Source organism: Kitasatospora sp. NPDC059673, from assembly GCF_042734215.1.
Classification (GTDB): Bacteria; Actinomycetota; Actinomycetes; order Streptomycetales; family Streptomycetaceae; genus Kitasatospora.
Map to the genome: position 1 here is coordinate 23,295 of NZ_JBHWEN010000003.1, position 21,003 is coordinate 44,297.

Annotated in this window: 18 protein-coding genes and 2 pseudogenes; 8 read left to right on the forward strand and 12 right to left on the reverse strand. The window is 69.4% G+C overall.

Going from position 1 to position 21,003, the window contains the following annotated elements:
• Window positions 1-53 precede the first annotated feature (53 nt).
• The 8 genes from ACFV18_RS04845 to ACFV18_RS04880 form a co-directional block, all read right to left on the reverse strand.
• The gene (locus tag ACFV18_RS04845) at window positions 54-1,766 is read right to left on the reverse strand and encodes a carbamoyltransferase (RefSeq protein WP_380479317.1); all 1,713 of its coding nucleotides are present in this window, start codon (window positions 1,764-1,766) and stop codon (window positions 54-56) included.
• Complete coding sequence (gene serS, locus ACFV18_RS04850; protein WP_380479319.1) at window positions 1,763-2,995, reverse strand: serine--tRNA ligase; 1,233 nt, start codon at window positions 2,993-2,995, stop codon at window positions 1,763-1,765. Before serS ends, ACFV18_RS04845 begins: the two co-directional genes overlap by 4 nt.
• The gene (locus ACFV18_RS04855) at window positions 2,992-3,813 is read right to left on the reverse strand and encodes a hypothetical protein (protein ID WP_380479322.1); all 822 of its coding nucleotides are present in this window, start codon (window positions 3,811-3,813) and stop codon (window positions 2,992-2,994) included. The genes serS and ACFV18_RS04855 overlap by 4 nt, the downstream gene beginning before the upstream one ends.
• Complete coding sequence (locus ACFV18_RS04860; RefSeq protein WP_380479324.1) at window positions 3,810-4,913, reverse strand: radical SAM protein; 1,104 nt, start codon at window positions 4,911-4,913, stop codon at window positions 3,810-3,812. The genes ACFV18_RS04855 and ACFV18_RS04860 overlap by 4 nt, the downstream gene beginning before the upstream one ends.
• 412 nt (window positions 4,914-5,325) lie before the next feature.
• Entirely contained in the window at window positions 5,326-5,634 is a 309-nt protein-coding gene (locus ACFV18_RS04865; RefSeq protein WP_380479326.1) for a hypothetical protein, read from the reverse strand.
• The gene (locus ACFV18_RS04870; RefSeq protein ID WP_380479328.1) at window positions 5,631-5,864 is read right to left on the reverse strand and encodes a hypothetical protein; all 234 of its coding nucleotides are present in this window, start codon (window positions 5,862-5,864) and stop codon (window positions 5,631-5,633) included. Before ACFV18_RS04870 ends, ACFV18_RS04865 begins: the two co-directional genes overlap by 4 nt.
• A 502-nt stretch (window positions 5,865-6,366) precedes the next feature.
• Window positions 6,367-6,942, reverse strand: coding sequence for a hypothetical protein (locus tag ACFV18_RS04875; protein ID WP_380479331.1), 576 nt, complete (start codon window positions 6,940-6,942; stop codon window positions 6,367-6,369).
• A 115-nt stretch (window positions 6,943-7,057) separates the two neighbouring features.
• Entirely contained in the window at window positions 7,058-7,231 is a 174-nt protein-coding gene (locus ACFV18_RS04880; RefSeq protein WP_380479334.1) for a hypothetical protein, read from the reverse strand.
• Window positions 7,232-7,335: 104 nt separating this feature from the next.
• Here ACFV18_RS04880 and ACFV18_RS04885 point away from each other — a divergent pair, with 104 nt between their 5' ends.
• Window positions 7,336-8,181 carry a helix-turn-helix domain-containing protein gene (locus tag ACFV18_RS04885; protein ID WP_380479336.1) on the forward strand — a complete coding sequence of 282 codons (846 nt, stop codon included), beginning with the start codon at window positions 7,336-7,338 and terminating at the stop codon, window positions 8,179-8,181.
• Entirely contained in the window at window positions 8,163-8,375 is a 213-nt protein-coding gene (locus ACFV18_RS04890; RefSeq protein WP_380479337.1) for a DUF397 domain-containing protein, read from the forward strand. Before ACFV18_RS04885 ends, ACFV18_RS04890 begins: the two co-directional genes overlap by 19 nt.
• Before the next feature lie 2,047 nt (window positions 8,376-10,422).
• On the opposite strand, the gene ACFV18_RS04895 is transcribed toward ACFV18_RS04890, so the two are convergent.
• Window positions 10,423-10,836: a GntR family transcriptional regulator gene (locus ACFV18_RS04895; RefSeq protein ID WP_380479340.1), complete on the reverse strand. Its 414-nt coding sequence runs from the start codon at window positions 10,834-10,836 to the stop codon at window positions 10,423-10,425.
• 203 nt (window positions 10,837-11,039) lie between these two features.
• Between ACFV18_RS04895 and ACFV18_RS04900 the strand changes: the two genes are divergently transcribed.
• The 5 genes from ACFV18_RS04900 to ACFV18_RS04920 all read left to right on the forward strand — a co-directional run bounded on the left by ACFV18_RS04900 (window position 11,040) and on the right by ACFV18_RS04920 (window position 15,583).
• Window positions 11,040-11,429, forward strand: a complete 390-nt coding sequence (locus ACFV18_RS04900) for a hypothetical protein (RefSeq protein ID WP_380479341.1) — start codon at window positions 11,040-11,042, stop codon at window positions 11,427-11,429.
• Between the two features lie 32 nt (window positions 11,430-11,461).
• Entirely contained in the window at window positions 11,462-11,683 is a 222-nt protein-coding gene (locus ACFV18_RS04905; RefSeq protein WP_380479343.1) for a hypothetical protein, read from the forward strand.
• Entirely contained in the window at window positions 11,680-13,095 is a 1,416-nt protein-coding gene (locus ACFV18_RS04910) for a cell division protein FtsK (RefSeq protein ID WP_380479345.1), read from the forward strand. The genes ACFV18_RS04905 and ACFV18_RS04910 overlap by 4 nt, the downstream gene beginning before the upstream one ends.
• 42 nt (window positions 13,096-13,137) lie before the next feature.
• Window positions 13,138-14,007 (forward strand): DUF2637 domain-containing protein, encoded by an 870-nt coding sequence (locus ACFV18_RS04915; RefSeq protein ID WP_380479347.1) that lies wholly within the window; start codon window positions 13,138-13,140, stop codon window positions 14,005-14,007.
• A gap of 103 nt (window positions 14,008-14,110) precedes the next feature.
• Complete coding sequence (locus tag ACFV18_RS04920; RefSeq protein WP_380479350.1) at window positions 14,111-15,583, forward strand: replication initiator; 1,473 nt, start codon at window positions 14,111-14,113, stop codon at window positions 15,581-15,583.
• Window positions 15,584-15,793: 210 nt separating this feature from the next.
• Here ACFV18_RS04920 and ACFV18_RS04925 read toward each other — a convergent pair whose 3' ends face one another.
• On the reverse strand, window positions 15,794-17,320 hold the full coding sequence (locus tag ACFV18_RS04925; protein WP_380479353.1) for a recombinase family protein: 1,527 nt from the start codon (window positions 17,318-17,320) through the stop codon (window positions 15,794-15,796).
• Window positions 17,321-17,344: 24 nt separating this feature from the next.
• Between ACFV18_RS04925 and ACFV18_RS04930 the strand changes: the two are divergent.
• Window positions 17,345-17,500, forward strand: a pseudogene (locus ACFV18_RS04930) (NCS2 family permease); the annotation flags it as partial.
• Window positions 17,501-17,789: 289 nt separating this feature from the next.
• Here ACFV18_RS04930 and ACFV18_RS04935 read toward each other — a convergent pair.
• Both ACFV18_RS04935 and ACFV18_RS04940 read right to left on the reverse strand, forming a co-directional pair.
• A pseudogene (locus ACFV18_RS04935) lies at window positions 17,790-18,890 on the reverse strand (diaminopimelate decarboxylase); the annotation flags it as partial.
• Window positions 18,891-19,361: 471 nt separating this feature from the next.
• Complete coding sequence (locus tag ACFV18_RS04940; protein WP_380479355.1) at window positions 19,362-20,996, reverse strand: helix-turn-helix domain-containing protein; 1,635 nt, start codon at window positions 20,994-20,996, stop codon at window positions 19,362-19,364.
• Window positions 20,997-21,003: the final 7 nt, after the last annotated feature.

Sequence of the window (21,003 nt, forward strand, 5' to 3'; positions counted from 1 at the left end):
TCTACCAATCCGCCTGGCCCGACATCCTCCAGAAAGCACTATCGGATCCCCTTTTATGGACTGTGCGGCGTGGCCACGAATGGTCCGATAACAAGACCATCCAACCCGCATCTCACGAATGTGTTGACCGCGTCGTCCGGAGTGCAGACGATCGGCTCGTCGGCCCCGTTGAACGACGTGTTGAGTACGACCGGCAGGCCAGACAGCTGGCGGTACTCCTGGATGACCTTCCAGAGGTCGGGGTTGCCGGTCCGCTCAACTGTCTGCATACGGGCGGAGCCGTCGGCGTGGACGATCGCCGGAATCTCCTCGCGCCGGTGTGGGTGCACTGGGGCCGTGGCGAGCATGTACGGGTACACCAGCGCTCCGGCCGGGGACAGGTCGAAGTACTCGTCGGCGTGCTCGGCCAGGACCGCCGGCGCGAAGGGGCGGAATGCCTCGCGCTGCTTGATCATGGCGTTGATCCGAACTGCGGTCTCCGCCGAGCGAGGTGAAGCGAGGATGCTGCGGGCGCCGAGTGCGCGGGGTCCGAACTCCATGCGGCCCTGGAACCAGCCGATCACCTGCTCGGCGTGCAGCAGCCTCGCCGCCTCCCGATGGGGGTCGGTGGTCCGCCGCACCTCGTAGCGGCCCGCTGGAAGGCCGCTGAGGGCCTTCTCGATGGCCTTGGTGCCGAACTCCGGGCCAAGGAAGGCATTTTGGAGTGGTCGTCGCTCCTTGGACGCACCCGCGACCAGCGCGGCACCGATGGACGTCCCGGCGTCGCCGGCTGCGGGCTGGACGAAGACCTGGTCGAAGCGTCCGGAGTTGATGACCGCTGCGTTGGCGACGCAGTTGAGGGCTACGCCCCCGGCGAGACAGAGCGTTCTGCGTGGCACCAGTCGTTGGGCGTGGACGATGTACGCGGTCACCAGCTGCTCGTGGAGGTGCTGGAGGGCGTGGGCGACGTCGCGGTGCCGGTCGGTGATCTCGTCGCCGGGGTTCCGCGGTGGGCCGAGGAGTTCGACCGAGTTGCGGCTGTACAGGGTTCGTTGGGCGCTGGGCCTGCGGTGGTGGTCGAAGTAGCGCAGGTCCAGGCGTAAGCGGCCGGTCTCGGTGTCGAAGTGGGCCAGTCGGGCGAGCCGTTCGCGGTAGGTGCCGCTGCCGTACGCGGCCAGGCCCATCACCTTGTACTCGTCGCTCTGCGGCCGGAACCCCAGGTAGCGGGTGAGTGCGCTGTACAGGTAGCCGAACGAGTGCGGGTAGGTGATGTGGTGACGACGGATCAGTTTTCCGTCGATGCCGTCGAAGATGGCGGCGGTCTCGTACTCGCCGCGGCCGTCGAGCGTGACGACGAGTGCGTTGTCGAAGGGGGAGACGTGGTACGCGCTGGCCGCGTGCGCCTGGTGGTGGGGCACGGGTATCAGCGGCAGGTTCTTCGGTAGGAGACCGCTGCTGCGGATGGTGGCCGGCAACCGGCGGCGCTTGCGGTACTTGTCGAGGTCGGAGAACAGGGATCCGATGGACGCCGGCGTGCCGTGGCGGAGGTTGGAGGGGGCCAGGAGCAGGTGGAGCTTCGGGTCCACGAACAGGGCCACCTGGTCGAGGTCGTCGGCGCTGGCGCCCGCCAGGTCCAGACACGCCTGGACCGCGCGCGCGGGGAACACCTTGGTGTTCTTGATCCGGTTGAGGCGCTCCTCTTCGACGGCGGCGACCACCGTTCCGTTGTGAACGATGGCCGCCGCCGCGTCGTGGGTGCCGAAGTTCAGCCCCAGCGTCAGGGTCAATCCCGCCTGCCGATCCATTCCTGTCCGCCCATGTAGGGCCGGAGCGCCTTGGGGATGTAGATCGTGCCGTCGGCCTGGACGTGGTTCTCCAGGATGGCCAGGGCGGCGCGGTCGGTGATGCCGGTGGACGAGATGGTGTGCGGGAGTACGGTCTTGCCGTTGCCGTCCTTGAACCGGATCTTGAAGCGGCGGGACTGGTAGTCCCACAGGTTCGAGTTCGAGTGCGTCTCGCGGTACAGGCCGAAGGACGGGAACCATGCCTCGGTGTCGTACTTCTTGTACGTGGGCGCGCCCATGTCTCCGAGACACACGCGCACGACGCGGTACGGGAGTTCGAGGCCGTCGAGGATGTCCTCCACGTTGCGCTGGCACTCGGTGAGCCAGTGCTCGGACTGGTCCGGGTGGCACAGCACGATCTGCTCGACCTTGTGGAACTGGTGCGCGCGGAAGCCACCGCGGTTGGTCCGGCCCGCCGCGCCGGCCTCGGTGCGGAAGCACGGGGAGAACGCGGCGACCTGGATCGGCAGCTCCTCGGGGTCGAGGATGGTGTCGCCGTAGAAGCCGATCAGGGTCTGCTCAGTGGTGCCGATCAGGGAGAGGTCGGTGCCCTGCACCCGGTAGAGCTGGTCCTCGAAGAACGGCAGGAAGCCGGTGCCGAAGAACGTACGCTCGCGCGCCATGAGCGGGGTCATCATCGGGGAGAAGCCGCGCTGTACCAGCAGGTCCTGGACGTAGGAGAACATCGCCCACGCGAGGCGCGCGCCGTCTCCCTTCCAGTAGTAGAAGCCGGACCCGGAGACCTCGGCGGCGCGCTTGAGGTCGAAGATGCCCAGACGCTCGCCGATCACCTCGTGGGCGCGGGCCTCATCGGTCGGCTCCGGGGCTCCGACGCTCCGAAGCTCGACGTTGCCCTCGTCGTCGTCACCCAAAGGGGTGTCGTCCGGGAAGATGTTCGGCACGCGAACCCACAGGTCGTCGCGCTCGGCCTGGAGGTCGCGGACGCGGTCGTGGGCGGCCTGGACCCGGCTCTTAAGGTCGCGGGCCGCCTCGATGTCGGCGCCCTTGCCCAGCTTCTTCTGCTGCGAACGCAGTTCCTCGGCCTTGGTCTGCTCGTGACGGAGTTCGGAGTCCACCTCGATCAGGCGGTCAACGTTGACGTCGGAGCCCTTCGCCCGTGCGGTACGACGCACGAGGTCGGGGTCGGTTCGCAACAGGGCAATGTCAATCACGGGAGTTCTCTCCTTGGGATTCCGGTGCGGCCAGTGTAGGGAGAACAGGACCTTGATCGTTCCGAGTTGAGGACAGTGTCGATCACCTCGTTGACGTGGTCGGGGGTGGACATGGTCACCGCGAGGGCGGCGATGCGCGGGTCGCTCAGTGCCCACGTCAACGGCCGGAGCCGTGCTCGGACGGTGGGAGCGAACGCGTTGACCAGTGCTCCGCGGTTGAGCGGCGACATGCCGACGAACGCCTTGCCGGCCTTCTCCACCTGGGCGAGATGTGCGTGGGCCCACGGTGAGGTGAGGTGGTACTGCGCGGCGACGGCGCTGATCGCCTCCACCCTGAGTGCGGCGGCCAGCTCCTGGGGACCGTGGCAGTAGGCGTACACCGCGTCCACCCGGCCGGACGCGAAGGCCACACGTGCGCCGTTGCGGAAGAAACCGCTGAGCACTCGCGGCCGGTGGAGCTGGTCGGTGCGTTCGGTGCGCTTGACGTCGATTTCGAGTACGAGCGCGTTGACCCGGGGGATGCCGAGCCGGCCGATGGTCACCTCGATGGCGGAATGGATGCGGGCTTCGAGGTCGCCGTGCAGCGGGCACTCGGCCTTGACGAGATGGCGTAGTCCGTCGACCGGCCCGATCTCCTCCAGCACCTCGCGGACGGCCCACTGGGTGTTGAGGTTGGGGTTCGAGTGGATCAGCCGGACGCCGGACTGGAGCGCCGTGCACAGTGCGGCCATTCCGGGGCCCGAGTCCTTCTGCGGGAACAGGCGGCCGGCCACGAAGGTGGAGGTACCGAAGCACAGGCGCTCCAGCCCGGTGGTCACGCCGTCATACCGCCTTCCATCTGCTCACGGGTGAGGATGGTGCGGAAGTGCGCGATGCTCTTCTGCTCGCCGACGACCTTGTCGAAGCGCAGTTCGCCGAGCTGGTCGCGGTAGTGCTTGCGGTTGGGGTTGTCGATGTCGAACTGCTCGCTGTCGCGGTAGCCCGTCAAGCGCTTGAAGGTCTCCCGCTTCTCGTCGAGGCTCATCCCCCACAGGACAGGCGGGTTCTTCTGGCTGATGCACACCGTCGTCATGCCGTTGGGGCTGATGCGGAGCTTCCAGCAGCCCCCGCACGGGTAGTCCCAGGAGAACATCGCCAGGACGGCGACCTTCACCCCGGTGTCGCCGATCTCGTAGTAGTTGTAACTGGGGTTGTCGCCCTCGATCCCCTCGCGGCGCACCGGGTTGAGCTCCCCGGCCTTGGCGAGCGATTCGAGGATGGCCGACTCCTCCACGAACTGGTTCTTCCAGAACGCTTCGCCCTCGGCGCCGAGCTGGGCCGGGTTCGACGGGAAGAACTGGTTCAGCTTGATCGCCAACTGCCCTTCCCCACCGCGGTTGTTGAGTTCGCGGGCGTACTCGATGAAGGCCGGCAACTCGTGCAGGGTGTCGCGCATGGTGACGCACGAGATCTTGGTGAGCGTGGGCAGCAGCTCGACGGAACGCTCGATGCTCCGGAGGGTGTCGCTGTGGAAGCCGCGGCGGGTGATGAACAGGTTCCGCTGTTCGTCGAGGGTGTCGATGCTGACGATCGCCCGGGTGAGGCCGGCGTCGATCGCCTCCTCGATGATGTGGTGCAGCCGGTAGCCGTTGGTCGTGACGATCTGCTGCGTGAAGCCGATCTCCTTCCCGGCCCGGAGCAGGTCCACGAAGTCGCGGCGCACGGTCGGCTCGCCGCCCGTGTAGTGGATGCGGGTGAACCCGATGTCGTGTGCGGCCTGGAGGACTTCGATGGCCTCTTCCAGGGACGGCTGGACGATGACGCCCTGCTTGCCCTCGGGCAGGCAGTACTGGCAGCGGATGTTGCAGCGGGAGGTGATTCCGAAGCGAAGGTTCCACTTGCGCATCCCCGGCGAGTACCGGTTGTCCATCACCTTCATGGCGTTTTCGCCCTTTCGGTTGTTGGGTCGGTCTAACACGAACGGTTCAGTGGTCTCGCAGGACCAGCCCCTCCCCGCAAGCGGGAGGAGTCACACGCCCGAAGACCGGCGAGCGTCCCCACCGACCGACACAGAAGTCGTGGGGATCGCCTCCACCGGGAAGTGGAGACGCTCGAAGCAACCGCCGCCGTGGGGGATGCGGCTGAGTCCGCCCTGAGCACGGAGCCGACACGTGCCCAGGGCGGCGTGTGCGGCCTGGCGAACTTGGGCTCGTCCGCCAGGAGTCGGGAGCGGTCGCCCTGGCCCCGCAGTCAGGGCGACCGCCGGTGCGTGGTTGGCGCACCCTTCCGCCCATCTGCCTGTTGGGGGCGGGCGGGAAAGCCCGGAGCGCGTGCAGGAGCGCTCCGGGAGATCAAGAGCGAAGGCGAGCCAGGGTTCCGGCCCAGCGGGCGAGTCGGCCGAACTGATCACGCAAGGTGGGGAAACGGTGGTGTTCGACAACGGCGAGCATGTCCCGCTCCGTCTCTGCCCAGTGCCAGCGGCAGAGGCCGAGTTCCAGCTCAATTCCCTGTCTCGTGACCATCGTTCCGGCTGGTGCGACGTCACGCACCAGGTGGCACCGGTAGCACCAGCCCGGGGCCCACAGCAGTTCGGCCGGGACTGGGGGGAGGATGCTCGTCTCGAACACCTCGATGAGGTCCGGTAGTTCAGCAGCGATCACGGTGCGATCCGCCCCCGGACGGCGTCCTTGCACGTGACCGCATCCCGCCTCCGTACGGCGCGGTCGTGCCGTCCTCGCCACCAGGCGAGCCAGTCGGAGCCGAACGCCGCACCGAGCAGGGCAACCAGCACGGCACCGAACGTCCACAGCCACCGACGGGAGTGGTCGGGGTCCGACACGGTGAGCAGAACGGCCGGCACCGTGGGGCCCGCGCCCAGAACTACGGCCACAGCGCTGTCCCTGAGCGTTCGACGGTCGGTGCTCACTTCCACTCCAATCCTGACTCGATGGTTGCCCGCCCCGGTCATGACCTCACCTTGCCCCCGGGGCGGGCAGTTGCTCCCGGACCAGTCCCCCGTGACTGGTCCGGTGACCGCCTGGGCGAGGCGGATTCTCGTGGTGGCTGTGGGTGCTGTCGCAACGGCCGTCTTCCCTCTGCTGCAAAGCGGACGGCCGTCTCCGTGCACGACGGACACTGGTGCGACAGCGGGACAGCACCCACAGCTCTGCTCGTCGGCGGACCGGCCATTCCACTCCTGACACGGGGGGTGGGCACCCGGGTGCCAGGTGGGGCAGAGCAGGCAGCCGACTTCTCCTCAGCCGCTGACCCGGGAACCGTAAACCGGGCTGACGGCCCCGTCGCTCGCAGAAGGGCGACGAGCACTCGGTTTTCCAGGCCGAGCGGGGCTGCTCACCCGCTTCGGCAGCCGAAGCGGGCAGTTCAAGGGGGCGCTACAGCGCCCGGTGCGCCGGCGTCGGGATGGGGACGCCGTGAACGGTCATGGCGAAGCCGCGTCCGGCCGTCAGCACTCGCAGCGCCTGGATGATTCGGAGCTTCTCCGGGTCATTGAGCTCGGCCTCGAAGATCTCGCTCACCGGCACGAACTTCACCTCCCCGTACGCGCTCCCGGGCATGGGTCGCATCAGCGCCGCCTCGGTGGGCGTGATGGTGCCCCCGTCGAAGATGATGTTGAGCCCCGGCGGGTAGCGGTCCGCCAGCACCCAGTCGTTGCCGAGCACGGTCGGGTACCCGTCCGACCGAACCCCCAGCCGCACCCCCAGGTGCCGGGCGGCGGTGTCGACGGGCGTCTCGTCCGGGTACGCGCCCCAGCTACCACCCGGGAGACCCCAACGCGGGGGGTCCAGCTCCGCCTTGTAGACCAGGACGAGCCGCGGTTCCTGGGCCGCGTCACCGTCCTCGGGCTGCTCGGGCCCCACCAGGAACGCGACGTGAGTACCGATGCGCACGTCTTCCGGGTCTGCCTTGTAGTCCCGTTCCACCGTGTCGTGGTCCGTGTCCGTTGTCATCGCAACCCCAGTTCCGTGGTCGTGTGGATCAGTTGAGCGGTTAAAGGTGCCGGCTTCGGTCTCGCAGGAAGGCGACGGAAGGGCTTTCCCTGCCTTGCACCGTCGGCCCAGCGGCCTACGCGGCTTCGTCGGCCAGGTGCACCTGGTTGCGGGGCACCTCCAACTCGGTGCCGCCAGCCAGGGGACGCAGGTAGACGAAGCCGCCTCGTACGTCCATGAGTTCCAGGGCCACCTCGCCGGGGCCGTACGTGACGTGGTCGCCGCGTTTGAGCACAGGTCTGTCGGTCACCGTCTGCTTCCTATCTCTCGCCGGTGTGTAACCAGGATGGGCGCGGGGAACTACGATCGCTAGGTCTTGTCCGTTCATGGATCGGCGAGTTAAGGGGGGCAACGATGAAAGACCTCACAGAAGTTGACGGTTCGTCATCTCCTGCTTTGCGCTTCGGGGAGGAACTTCGCAGGTCGCGGAGGGGGCGAGGGTGGGCCCAGACCGACCTGGCTGACCGCATGCACTGCTCGGGCGGCTTGATCTCGTACATCGAAAGAGGGAAGAAGCCGATCAGTTTTAACTTCGCGGTCAAGGCCGACGAAGTATTCGGAGCCGGCGAGAGGTTCCAGGTGCTGTGGCGGCAGTACAACAACGCCAGCCTCCTGGAGGGCTTCCCCGAGTTCGTCGAGGCCGAGGCCCGGTGCCTCCGACTGTGCGCCTTCGAGCTGGGTGTCGTGCCGGGCTTGTTGCAGACGCCCGCATACGCCACCGCGTTCGAAGCCGCGGGCGTGAAGCGCGGGCGGATCACTCAGGATCAGGCCGACGAGCGGGTCAAGTTCCTGCTCCAGCGGCAAGAGATCCTCACCCGGGCGCCGGAGCCGAGAGTCCACATCGTCATGGACGAGAGTTGCCTGCTCCGGCCGATCGGGGGCCGGGAAGTCATGACCGAGCAACTGGAGCACTTGGAGGCCCTGGCCGGCCGCCCGAACATCACCTTGCAGGTCGCGCCGTTCGAGATGGCCGAGTACCGATCGTTTCGGCTTCCCACCGTCCTGTTGACCCTCCCCGGCGGGGTGACCGTGGGCTATGTGGAGTCCCAGCTTCGCGGCTACGTCGAGCGCGGACGTGACGCCGTGTCAGGCTTGGTCGAGGACTACCATCAGCTCCAGGTGGAGTCCCTATCCACTACGGCCTCACTGGCCAAGTTCAGGGCGGTTCGGGAAGGACTTTCATGCAGACCATTGACCTGACGATGAGTCGGTGGGTGAAGAGCAGTTACAGCGGTGGCGGCGGCAACTGCATTGAAATCGCCCCCGACGCGTCTGCCACGCACATGCCTGTACGCGACTCCAAGGACCCGGCGGGGCCAGCACTGGTCTTCTCCCGGGCCGCCTTCAACTCCTTCGTCGCGGCCGTCAAGGTCGGCGAGTTCGGCGACGTCTGACCCGGCAGTGACAGGCGTGGCAGCAAGGAAGCCCCCGCGGCCCGAGAACCTCGGACCACAGGGGCTTCTGACTTCAACGCGACGCCGACGCCGGCTTCCGCCGTTGCTTCGCCACGGGGGAGCCGACCTGATCACGGGCGGAGCTGTGGCAGCGACACACGGGGCGCCACTCCGGTCGGGCCCCCCGATAGCTGCCGAGTCGTAGGGGCGGGCGGGTTCGGTCAAGGCCGCGCGTACGGACCTGCACGGGGCGACGGCGGCGAGCGGTGCGGGCTTGACGGGTTCCGACCGCCCCGGACAATCGGGCAGCGGGGGGCCCGAACGAACGGCGGGCAACCATCGGCCGTGACCCGGGCCCCGTGGGGCCGGACCGCCTGTCCGGGGTCGTCCTGGCCGACCGACCGCCTCCCGTTCCTTGCGCCGCCAGCGGGGCCGCCCATAGCGGGGCGGAGACAGGAGCGGCGGGCGGAAACGCGGCGGCGCGCGGCCCGCCTCTGGCGGGCCGCCTTGATCCAGTAATGAAACTTTGAACACGCTCCCCTCGCCCTCCTGATCACCCTGGTTCTGGCCGCTCTGCCGGCCGTACGACTTCCTGCCTGCTGCTGCTCTGATCAGTCATGGGCGTCAGGAAATCGGCGGTGCCCTTCCCCGCCAGTCCTCCGCTTGCCCCGGCCTTGGCGCGCTCGCGCGGCCGTGCTCCGCTCTCCCCCTCGGCATCGGGCTGCTTTGACGGCTGCCGGTCGGGTGTCACACCGATTGAGCCTGCGGCACCTCTATGGCCCGTACGAGCCGTCTGGCCGCTGTGGCGGCTTACCACAAGATCGGCTCGATGCGTCGGGCTGCTGCGGGGCGAAGGTGGTGCGCGGGTCAGAAGAGAGTTCGGCCGACGTGTCACACCGGCACCGGATTTCGGGCCTCTAGTTGTGACGGTGCGGACTGATGGGACGAACAGGGAGGAACCGGCCATGTCGGGTACGGGCATGAGATCCGGAAAGTCTGTCCACAGGCTGTGCGTGGCTGGATGGTCCTACCGCGAGCGGGACGGCTTCTACCAGGAATCTCCGGCCGAACCCAACCGCGAAATGGCGGCATCGTGTCCCGAGTCCGGCCAGCCGAAGCGGTGGTGCCGAATGTGTGGTGCACGCCACAGGGAAGTTTTCCGAGCCTTCTGGAGCCTGGTGGTTTTTATGCGAACGTATGGCCACGCAAGGGGCGATTACCACCTGCCATATCTCCCGCTCAAGGACATGGCCGGCTGTCAGGATGGATGTGCCCGAGCAGGTCGGGGCCAACGAGACGAAGGGCCGGTGGGGAAACTGTTGCATCTGCGCTGTGATGTGCGCCACCAGACTTGCTCGCCCGCCCTGCTCGGCGACTCCGGTTGGTGCCTGTCATCTCTCATCGCTGTTCTAGCCGAAAAGGCTTCCAGGATTCCTGGTTTGAGTTGTCCGCCCCCTTGCGGTTGGGTTCTTATCGGGCCCCCCGGGGCGTGCGGACCTGACGGGATGTGTCCTCATGCAGGGTCAAGCAGCCTCGGAGGGTGTCTGGGGATGCCGGCCGTTGCCAGGGTGGCTGGCGTGAATCTTGGTGGTCGCTCACCTGCGGGACTGTCTCACCTTGGTGGGCCGCCAAGCGAAACCTTGATGGCCTCGCAAACCTTGATGACCAACCTTGCCGGGAGGAGTTACCGATTCGTTGCCCAACAGGGCTTCCGCGCCAAGGAATCCGCCAAGGGTTGGGGTGTTGAGTGCGGGAACTCACCAGCCCGGCACCCGAACTCACCGGCCTGCGTGGCCGTTCTCACCGGCCGCACCGGGCCGGCTGGAAACTCACCAGTCTTCTCACCGACACCCGATACGCAACCGTTACGCGCGGTCGGGTCGGCTGGTGAGAAAAGCGGTGAGTTCCGGCGGGTTGAGTGGGGCCACCGAAAACGAACGACATGCGGGGGAAGGGATTCCAATGAACGGCGCAATCGGGGGACTGCTCGAAACGCTGGCGCGGCTCGGCGGTCAGCTGGCTGATCTCAACGAGGAGATGGCTCGACTCAACGAGCGTTTTTCTCAAATCGAGCGAGCTGCTGACGGAACTGCTGCTGCTCTTCCCGAAGCTGCTGCAACTGAGCTTCGAGCCCGGTGACGAGATCAACGATCTTGGCGAAGTCGGCGGCGGATACCTCGACGGTTCCGCCGGCCGTTTCAACCTGCTTGGCAGCGAGCTCCGGCTGAGGCGTGGCGCGCACGAAGGTGCCGACGCCCTGCACGGCATAGACGAGTCCTTCTTCGCGCAGGACTCGGACCGCACTGCGGGCAGTCATGTTGGCGATGCCGAACCGCTTCTCGATCTCCGAGAGGGCGTACAGCTTGTCGCCGGCCTTCAAGCGCCCCTCGGCGATGTCCTGGCGCATGGCGTCGGCGGCCTTCTGGTACGGCGCCCGCTCCTCATCGTTACTGCGGCTCATGCTCCCAAGGGTAGCCCCCGCTAGCACACCCAAGCTCTGTCTCATCCGAAATTTCCCTTCGATCGGCATATTCATGGACCAACACTGCTAGCTCTGCTTGACAGTGACAGTCTCACTAGTGCTACAAATGACCTAGCACCGCTTAGCGGTCTAGCAGGGTCGGTGTCCTCCGGCCCCTCCACCACCCACCCTTGGAGTCCTCCATGGCCCGTATCACCATCCGCCCCGACCTGACCGGCACGACCCACATGGTCGCCGTCCCGCCCGTGCCGAAGCTGGCCGACGCCGCCACCGGGCAGGTCGCCACCGACCGCGAGACCGGCGCGACCCTCTACACGGTCCAGCTCCTGGAGACGTTCGAGGCCGCCGCTCAGCTGATCAAGGTGACCGTGCCGGAGCCCGGTCTCGACGCCGGCCTCGTGCCCGGTGCGATCGTGCGCCCGGTCGGCCTGATCGCCACCCCGTGGGCGAACCTCTTCAACGGCCAGGTCAGCAACGGCGTGGCGTACCGGGCTGAGGCCCTGGTTCCCGCCGCACCGGCGGCCCCGGCGTCGAAGTCGGCCGCCAAGAGCGCTGAGCCCGTCGCCTCGTGACCGGCACCCGCCCTGCCCGGATCGTCGGGCCCGTGGACTTCTCCTCCACGGGCCCGGCCCCGGCCGCCGACCCGGCCGTGTATCCGCTCCCGGCCCCGGATGGCGACCCCCGCTTCGCGCTTGGCCTGCTCTTCGACGCCGCCAAGGTGCTGGAAGCCCACGGCTACCCGCCGATCACCTCCGGCCCGGACCTGCTGAACCTGCGTCAAGCGCTCTTCCGCTTCCTCTACCTCCCCAAGGACCCCACCTCGTGATCGCCGCCCCGTCGATGGCCACCACCGGCCCGCTCGACGCAATGCCGTGGCTGCCCTACGCTGCCGCGGTCGTCGTCCTCGGCCTGCTCGGCTGGCTGATCGTGATCGGTGTGCGCTTCCTGTCCGCCGACAAGGAGACACGCCGCTCGATTCGGCAGGCCGCCCGTATGCGCCGCACCTGGCCGCGCCTGGCCCGCAACCTGGGGCTCGTCACCACCGACCGCACACCCACCTTCCTCCAGTCCCTCGCCACCGGGGACAAGAAGCCCGAACCCCGCATCCTCACCCCGAGCCTCTCCACCAAGCCCGACCCGTACGGCGTCACGGTCACCGTGAAGACGGTGCCGAAGATCGGGCTGGAGGAGTTCCAGAAGCGCGCCGACCACCTCGCGGACGCCTGGGCCTGCACCCGCGTCTCGGTGAACCCGGACGGTCCCGGCAAGCTCCGCATCCGCGCCGTACGCCGCGAACCCCTTTTCGAGCCCTACGCCTTCACGCCCGACGGCAAGCCCCCGGCGGACCTGTCCGTGTGGGACCTGGGCATCGACGAGTACGCCCTCGCCTCCGTCCTGCGCATGTCCAACGTGCCCGGCGTGTGTGTGGCCGGCCTGCCCGGCTACGGCAAGACCTCGCTGATCAACGGCCTGATCTCCCGTCTCGCACCCTCCGGCGCCGTCCAGTTCGCCGTGGCCGATGGCAAGGTGTCAGAGGCGCACGAAGGCGACTACGCCGACGTCGTGAACCGCCTGTTCGCCTTCGTCGGTGACGACCTGGAAGCCGCTAACAAGCTCTTCCGCCGCCTGGTGAAGCTGCGGCGCGCACGCTCCTCCTCGATCCGCCGGCTGCTGGGCACCACCAACATGTGGTCCAAGGGCCCCAGCGCGGAATGGCCGTTGGTCGTCCTGGTGGTCGACGAAGCGCACACCTACTTCCGCGAGTACAAGGGCTCCGACTCCACCACCAAGCGCCTCGCCCAGCTCGCGGCCGACAACGCGCGCTTGGTCGAAGACCTGGTCAAGAAGGGCCGCTCGGTGGGCATCGTGGTCGTCCTGGCCACCCAGAAGGCGACCGGCGACGCCATCCCCACCTTCATCCGCGACGTGTGCCCGGTCTCGCTGTCCTTCGCCCAGAAGACCACCGAGGCCGCGGTGGCCGCCCTCGGTGAGGACATCCGCAACTGGCCCGACGCCAACCCCGTCACGATGCAGGACCCCGGCTTCGTCGGCGTCGCGTCCATGGTCCGGCAGGGCCACGAAGGCTTCACCCGCATCCGGGTGCCTTACGTCGAGCCCGACCACGTCGCCCGCGTCGCCGAAGCCTCCGCGCACCTGACGGCCGACCCCTTCGAGCTGCTGACCCTCCAGGCCGGACCGAGCCTGTTCAAGGACACCGACTTCGACACCACCGCCTGACCACTGTGGCACCAATGTGCAGAGCAGAGAGGAAAGTTGGCGATGCCCGCCACCACCTTCGCCACGCCCGGTCTGGCCGGCCCGGGAGCGTTCACCCGCGTCACGGTCACGGTGGTGATGGCGGTCATCGCCGCCCTGGCCTTCGTCTTCTCCTTCGGCAACGTCTGGGCCCTCGCCCTCCGCCTGGGCATCCCACGCCCGATCGCGCCCCTGATCGCCCCGATGGTGGACCTGTCCGTCGTCGGCCTCCTCGTCGCCCTCCACCACCTCATCCTGACCGGCACCGGCCCGGCCCAACTCGCCTCGGCCAAGCGGCTGATGCACCTGTGCGGCCTGCTCACCGTCGCCCTCAACATTGCCGATCCCCTCCTCACCGGCCACATCGGACGGGCTGCCCTCGACGCCGTCGCCCCCGTTCTTCTCCTCGGCTGGGGAGTTGTCGGCCCTGACCTCCTGCACCACCTCGCCAGCCCAACCACCCGTCTCAGCAAGGATGTTGCTCCTGACCTCCGTCCCGTCCCGCCCGCCGTCCTCGATCGGCCCGTCCCCGTACCCGCCGCGTCCCCGGTGGAACCCGCCCCGGCCGTTGAACCCCGCACCCCTGCAAACAGCACCGAACCCGAGCAGGGGCCCACGCCGCCGCTGCCTCCGGCCGCTGACCTGACCGGCCCGGACGCCGAACCTGCACTCGCGCCGGACATCGAACCTGATCCGGAACCCGCCCCGGTCCTGGTGCCCACGGCCCTGCCGAGCGTTCCGGCACCGCTCCTCGCGGCCGGCCGCCGCATTGCCGACGACCACCACGTCCGCACCGGCACCGTGATCACCCCGGCCGAACTGCGCGTCCGCCTCGGCGTCCCCGCCACTCTCGCCGACGCCGTCCATGCCCACCTGGCCGCCGTCCCCGCCTGACGAACTACCTCACCGCCTCGCGCCGACCGCGAACACCACACCCCTCGTGGTCGGCGCGACGGCACCCCCATGCCTCGCAGCGCTGCCCGGAAGGACAGAACTCATGACCGCACACCCCGACCTCCTCGACTTGCGCGCGGTCGCCTCGACGGCCGCCCGGGACCTGATCCACCTCGCCAACCGTGACGACTTCGACCGCATCGAAGCCACCGTCGAGCGTCTGGCCGGCTGCACCCGGCCCATCCAACTCGTCGGCAGCACCTCGACGTTCGACACCACCAGCGGCGAACTGCTCCGGCAGTACTCCAGCGCCGCTGAACCCCTCGGCCGAACCCTCGTCGCCTGCGGGAACCGCCGCTCCACCCGCTGCCCCTCCTGCTCCCGTGTCTACGCGGCCGACACCTACCAGCTGATCCGGGCGGGCCTCGCCGGTGGCAAGGGCACCCCGGATGCCGTCCGCACCCACCCCCGCGTCTTCGTCACCCTCACCGCCCCTTCCTTCGGCCCCGTCCACAACCGGCCCACCACCCGCACCGGCAAGCTCGTCCCCTGCCGCTGCGGCGTCCTCCACCCCGCCGAGCACCCCGCCCTCGGCACCCCGATCGACCCGGCCACGTACGACTACGCCGGGGCCGTTCTTTTCAATGCGCACGCCGGAGCCCTCTGGGCCCGCCTCACCACCTACCTGCGGCGCGAAGTCGCCCACGCCACCGGCCTCTCGCTCAAGGAACTGCGCGACCACTGCCGCGTCTCCTTCGCCAAGGTCGCCGAGTTCCAGAAGCGCGGCCTGGTCCACTTCCACGCCATCGTCCGCCTCGACGGCCCGGAAGGCTCCACCACCGCGCCCCCGGCCTGGGCCACCACCGACCTCCTCACCGACGCGGTCCGCTCCGCTGCCGCCAAGGTGGCCGTCACCGTGACTGGCGACTCCATCGGCGAACGCGTCCTTCGCTGGGGCGCCCAGCTCGACGTACGGGTGATCCGCCGACCCGACGCGGACGACCGCGACGACACCCCGCTCACGGACGCCGCCGTGGCCGGCTACGTCGCCAAGTACGCCACCAAGTCCGCGGAGGGCACCGGCACCGTCGACCGCCCCCTCTACTGCTCCCCGTGCAAGGGGCGCGGACGCATCCCCACCGACGACGGTGACACCGAATGTCGCTCCTGCGACGGCACCGGCCTGGCCGAGCCCATCGCCGACCTCAAGGTTGCCGCGCACGTTCGCCAGATGATCCGCACCTGTTGGGACCTCGGCCGCCGCGTCACTGACTTTGCCGATCTCAAGCTCACCAAGTGGGCTCACATGCTCGGCTTCCGCGGCCACTTCTCCACCAAGTCCCGCCGCTACTCCACTACCCTCGGCACCCTCCGGGACGTGCGCCGCACCTGGCAGAGCGAGCAGGCCCGCATCCGCGCCGGCCTCCCGCTGGTCGATCCCGACACCACCCTCGTCATCTCCGACTGGCGCTTCCTCACCACCGGCTACACCCCCGGCGAAGAACTGCTCGCCCAAACCGTCCGCGACAACCGCGCCGCCACTCTGCGCCTCAAGCGGGAGGGGGAAGCGGCGTGAAGTCTGAGCAGAGGGCCAAACCTGGTGGTCGGCCGCCAATGCCCAGCCCGGAGGAATGGGCGCGCGAACACCTCAAGCGCGCCCCGGAGCGGTCGGCCGAGTGGCGGCGACAGGTGGCCATGATCTACGGCCTCGCAGCGTCGTAGCCCAACTGAACACAAGGCAAGTGGCGGACCGCACTTCTCTGCGGTCCGCCACTTCGTCATGCGGTCAGGCACCACCCTGTTCGGCCGGGTGCTCCTTCCAGATGGGTTCGATCTTGCTTGGGTCGAACACCCGGCTGCCGGGGCCGGTCGGATGGATCACGACCGCAACCAGGCTCTGCCCGACGGCGGCCTGCCGCTGTTCAAGCGCAAATTCCGGGTCGGCCCACTGCTGGCGAAGGTTGGGAATCGCCTCCATCTGGAGGGCTCGGGCAGCCTCGTGCCGCTGCCGTTCGTTCTTCAACTTCCGCTCGTCCGCCTCCAGTTCGGCCAGCAGTGGAAAGTAGCTGGCGCCGCTGATGTTGTTGGCGCGGTACTGCTCCCGTGACTCGCTGATCTTCTGGCGGACGATCCGCAGATCCTCGTCCTTCTCCCACGGGGGAAGCTGCTCGACCGCGCGGAGGGATGCGCGCTCATGGTCCTGAATCACCAACTCGGTGATGTAGCGGTCTACTTCGGCTCCACGACGGGAGCACCCTCCGCACCCGCCGTTGTTCTTCGAGCGGCACCAGTAGACGTGTCCGCCGTCGCGGACGCCGCCGCGCATCCGGGCGGTGCACTTGCCGCAGCGCACGAAGGGGGACAGCAGGTACTTGGTGGTGTGGCCTCGGCCGTCTCGGGGGTTGACCCGGGGGCCGGGGGTGGGGAGTAGCGGTTGGATGCTGTCGAACACCTCCTTCGTGGTGGCCGGCTCCCAGTCGCCGCGCACGTAGTCGCCGTTCGCGTCGTACAGGACTTCGCCCTTGTACGTCTTCGCGCCGTACAGGCGGGGGTTCGTGAGGATCTGCTCCAGCGTCCTCGTCAGCCAGCGCTTTCCGGTCGCGGTCAGCTCTCCGCGCCCGTTCCACTCCGTGATGACCGTGGACGTCTTCTTCCTCTGCCGCACCTTCTCAATGGCTTCGAGGATGTTCTTGTGCTCGGCCGGGCGGAGAGTCTTCTTGTCGTCCTCCCAGCCATAGGGGCGATTCGCTCCGCCTGAGTTCCGCCCCTTCAAGGCGGCCTTGCGCTTGCCGTTGGAGATGCGGCGAGAGGTGTTTCGGGACTCAAGGTTGCGCTGGTTCACCTCGTTGCGGGCCATGGCGATTCCCGCGTCCGTGGTGAGGTCGAGGAACCCGGTCACCGAGATGACGAAGACGCCGTGCCGTTCGACCAGGTCGATCAGGTCTTCGAGGTCGCGGGGGTCGCGCATGCCTCGGTCGATGTTGGAAACGGCGAGCGCGTTGCCCTCACCCCGGCGCAGGTCGGCGATGATCGAGTCCCACTTGGGACGGACCACCCGGTAGACGAAGGTGCCGTCGGGGAGACGGATGCGCTTCTTCTTGAAGGCGGAGGTGTCGTTCTCCAACTCCTCGCGCTGAACCCGGCCACCGATGCCCGCGACCTCTTCGCGCAGGTCCACCATCTGGTTCTCGACCTGCTCGCCCGTACCCTCGGAGTCCTCCGACTCGCGGGCGTAGAGAATCCAAACCAGCTGGTCAGGGTCTATGTCCAGCTCGGTGCGGCCGGCGAAACGGCGAGGAGAGAAGGTAGCCATGCGAAGACCCTACCCAAGCTGTTAACCGCTTCCATCACCAACGGCATCGGCTTCGGCTTCATCGCCTTCTGCCTCCTCCGCGTGGTCGCCGGCCGCGCCCGCACCGTCCCCGTCCCGATGTACGCGGTCGCCGCGGTCTTCGCCTTCTACTACCTGATGCCGGCCCTCGGCCTGCTCTGACCTCAGGTCGCCCGACGGCCCTTCCCCGCGAGTGCTGCGGGGGAGGGCCGTTGTCGTTGTTCCGGGCGGGGCAGCGCGGGTCAGGCGGTGGTGCGGGTGACCAGGTTGTCGATGGACTGGGCGGGGCGCAGGGTTTCGAAGTGGATGGCGCCGGAGGTGTCGGTGCGGGCGCCGTACACGGGGGTTCGGGGAGGGAGTTGTAGCTGAAGTGGTGGGAGGCGTAGTACGCGCCGGTGTCGAGGAGGCAGACCAGGTCGCCGGGTTCCAGGAGGGGCAGCGGGTGGGCGCGGGCGACCAGGTCGCCGGCGAAGCAGCAGGGGCCGGCGATGTCCTGGGGGACGAGGGTGCCGTGCTTGGTGGCGCCGGAGGGCGTGTGGGCGCTGATGCGCAGTGGCCAGCTGTCGGGCATGAAGACGGTGCGGGTGGCGACCTGGGCGCCGGCGTGGCTGACGGCGATGGCCCGGCCGCCGGCCGTCTTGGTGTACTCGATGGAGGAGGCGAGGAAGCCGGACTTGGCGAGCACGGAGCGGCCGAACTCGGTGACCAGCCGGTAGCCGCCGTCGAAGAGCGCGGGGGCGTGCCGGCGCAGTTCGGCGACGTACGTGTCCCAGCCGGGTGCGATCCGGTCGTCGGTGAAGTTGACGGGGAGGCCGCCGCCGAGGTCGATGCCGGTGACCTGGCGGCGGCCGAGCTCGTGGTTGATGCGTTCGGCGAGGTCGACGGTCGCGCCGACGCCGGCCGCCATCCGGGACAGCTCGACGCCCTGCGAGCCGATGTGGCAGTGCAGCCAGGTCAGCCAGGGGCGGGCCCGGAAGGCGTCGATCAGCCGCTCCACGTTGCCGGGGTCGGCGAGCGGGATGCCGAACTTGGAGGTGGCGGTCGCGGTGCTCATCGCCGCGATGCTGCCGCCGCCGACCTGCGGGTTGACCCGGACGCCGATCCGGGAGGTGGTGGGGCGGTGGGTGAGCAGGTCGTCGACGCGGGTGAGTTCCTGCCAGTTGTCGATGTTGACGGCGACGCCGAGGTCCAGCGCGAGGGCCAGTTCGCGGCGGGTCTTGGCGGGGGAGTCGAGCACGATCCGGTCCGGCGCGAAGCCGGCTGCCAGGGCCTGCGCGAACTCGCCGGGGCTGGCGACCTCGCAGCCCATGCCGAGGCCGCGCAGTCGGCGCAGCACCGGTCCGAGCGGGTTGGCCTTGGCGGCGAAGGCGTGCAGCACGTCGAGCCGGGCGGGGAACGCGGCGTGCAGCGCGGCCACCGTCCCGGTGACGGCGTCGAGGTCGAGGAAGGCGGCGAGCGGGGTGTCCTCCGGGTCGAGCAGGCCGCGCCGGACGGCCGCGCGGAGGACGAGTTCGCGGCGCTCGGCGCCGATCAGGGGCTGGTGGTCGGTCATGGGGCACGCTCCGCGCGAGGTCGGCAGGAAGGGGACCGGGCCGGGTGGCGTTCCGGGCCGTGGTTCCAGCGTGCGGTTCGGGGTGCCGCCGTGTCTGTGCCCGCCGCGCCGGGTTTCGGCGGGCGGGGTGGGCCGCGCGCACCGCGGGGTGCGACGGTTCGGCCGGGGTTGGTGCGGGGCGGCGGCCGGGGCGGCCCGGGTGGGTGCGGGCCGCCGGATGACGGGGGAGACGGGGGCAGACCGGCGTCCGGGCACCGGTTCGACGGCCTGGTCCGGTGTCAGGACACGGGCAGGGCGCCCCGGCGTGGGGCCGGTGGCCGTGCGCACGGTGCGATGGTCCGGGCCTGCGTCGGAGCGGGGGCCGGGATTCCGGACGTCGGTCGGCGGTTTGGTGGGTGCGGGCGGGTGCCGGGTGCCGGGGAGTCTGGCGGAAGCCGCGTCCGGGCACCGGTTTCGTGGCCCGGCGCGGTGTCAGGGCGCGGTGGGGTCGTGGTCGAGCAGCCGGAGTTGGAGGTGGGCGAGCAGGCGGGCGTCGGGGTTGTCGACGTCCAGGCCGGAGATCTTGAGGACCTTGTTGTGGAAGCGGTTGGCGAAGGTGGTGCGGGCCACGCCCAGGGTGTCGGCGGCCCGGCCGAGTTCGCGGGAGTGGTCGAGGTAGGCGCGCAGCGCGTCCAGCGGGGCGCGGTCGCCCTTCTGGTCGGCGTGCGCGACCAGCCGGGACACCGAGGTGCGGACCGGGAGCGGGAGCTCGCGCAGGGTCTCGACGATGTGCCGCAGGGCCACCGCGTCGGCGACCTCGTCGACGGTGGCGCAGCCGAGTTCGGCGCGGCCGAACAGCAGCCCGCTGAGGGCGAGTTCGGCGGATTCGCGGGAGCGGGAGGCGTGGTCGAGGCGGTCCTGGACGGGGCCGAGGCCGGCCAGTGCGCGGGTCTTCAGACGGGCCGACAGGTCGGCGGCCAGCCGGCGGCCGAAGTCGGCGACCTGGAGTTCGGCGGTGGGCAGGTCGGGGGCGAGGCCGGCCAGCAGGATCAGGACGCCGCGCTCGGAGGGGAGCAGCAGGGAGCTGCGGCCGGGGCCGGCGGGGTGCCAGCCGGCGTGCCGTTCCAGCCGGACCCGCAGGTCGTCGTCGAGCGGGCCGGCCACACCGACGGCGAGGACGGCGCAGTGGCCGTCGGCGGGCATGCCGCTGTGCCGGGCGAGCAGGGCGCCGGAGCCGCGGCCGTCCAGGACCGAGCGGGCGGCCTCGGTGAGCAGTTCGCTGCGGCCGTGGTGGCGGGAGCGGTGGTGCAGCAGGTGGGCGGCGGCGAGTTGGGCGGCGACCTGCAGGGCCTCGGCGGCGCCGTCCGGGAGCTGCTGGCCGGACAGGGCGGCGACCCAGATCGAGCCGAGGCGTTCGCCGCCGGCCTGCACGGCCAGGACCAGCCGCTCCGGCACGTCGCCCTCGGCGCGGCGGTGCAACACCCGGTCCGTGGACCAGAGTTCCTTGAAGAAGCCGCCCTCGGACATCGCCTGCTGCCGTTCCTCGGGGACCTGGCCGGTGGTGACGGTGCGGATCCGGATCGGGTCGAGGTCGGCGCTCTCGGCGTAGTGCGCGAGGACCCGGGAGTCCGGGTCCTCGATGGTCACCGCGCCCCGCACCTGGACGGCGATCAGGCGGGCCAGTCCGCCCAGGTCGCCGAGCGGGACGTTGGCGCTGCCGGGGACGGGACCGGTGGCGGCGGCGGCCCGCAGAGTGGTGATCACCCGTGGCCAGTCCACCCAGGCGGTGCGGAACAGCAGTGCCGTTCCGGCCTGTTCGGCGACCGCCCGCAGCTCCTGCTTCCGTCCGCCGTCGCGGGCCTCGCGCAGCACCACGCCCGCCGCCCCGGCCGCCCCGGCGTCGCGCAGCAGTTTCTCGGCCGCCGCGCCGTGCGGGTCCACGCCGACGGCGACCAGCAGGTCCCCGCGCCCGGCCGGCCGGTCGAGCGGGTCGTACACCAGCAGCTGCCGGACGGGCGTCTGCGCCCGGGGCAGCGTCGCGATCTCGATCAGCGGGCCGGCCAGGTTGAGCAGCCCCTCCAGGGACTGCGCCCGTGCCACCGGCCGCTCCCACGCGTCCTCGTCCATCGGACGG

Bases quoted from the DNA above. Each gene is read 5' to 3' on its own strand.
- ACFV18_RS04860 (WP_380479324.1), bottom strand. From the start codon at position 4,913: ATGAAGGTGATGGACAACCGGTACTCGCCGGGGATGCGCAAGTGGAAC.
- ACFV18_RS04875 (WP_380479331.1), bottom strand. From the start codon at position 6,942: ATGACAACGGACACGGACCACGACACGGTGGAACGGGACTACAAGGCA.
- ACFV18_RS04885 (WP_380479336.1), top strand. From the start codon at position 7,336: ATGAAAGACCTCACAGAAGTTGACGGTTCGTCATCTCCTGCTTTGCGC.
- ACFV18_RS04890 (WP_380479337.1), top strand. From the start codon at position 8,163: ATGCAGACCATTGACCTGACGATGAGTCGGTGGGTGAAGAGCAGTTAC.
- ACFV18_RS04895 (WP_380479340.1), bottom strand. From the start codon at position 10,836: ATGAGCCGCAGTAACGATGAGGAGCGGGCGCCGTACCAGAAGGCCGCC.
- ACFV18_RS04900 (WP_380479341.1), top strand. From the start codon at position 11,040: ATGGCCCGTATCACCATCCGCCCCGACCTGACCGGCACGACCCACATG.
- ACFV18_RS04915 (WP_380479347.1), top strand. From the start codon at position 13,138: ATGCCCGCCACCACCTTCGCCACGCCCGGTCTGGCCGGCCCGGGAGCG.
- ACFV18_RS04920 (WP_380479350.1), top strand. From the start codon at position 14,111: ATGACCGCACACCCCGACCTCCTCGACTTGCGCGCGGTCGCCTCGACG.
- ACFV18_RS04925 (WP_380479353.1), bottom strand. From the start codon at position 17,320: ATGGCTACCTTCTCTCCTCGCCGTTTCGCCGGCCGCACCGAGCTGGAC.
- ACFV18_RS04940 (WP_380479355.1), bottom strand. From the start codon at position 20,996: ATGGACGAGGACGCGTGGGAGCGGCCGGTGGCACGGGCGCAGTCCCTG.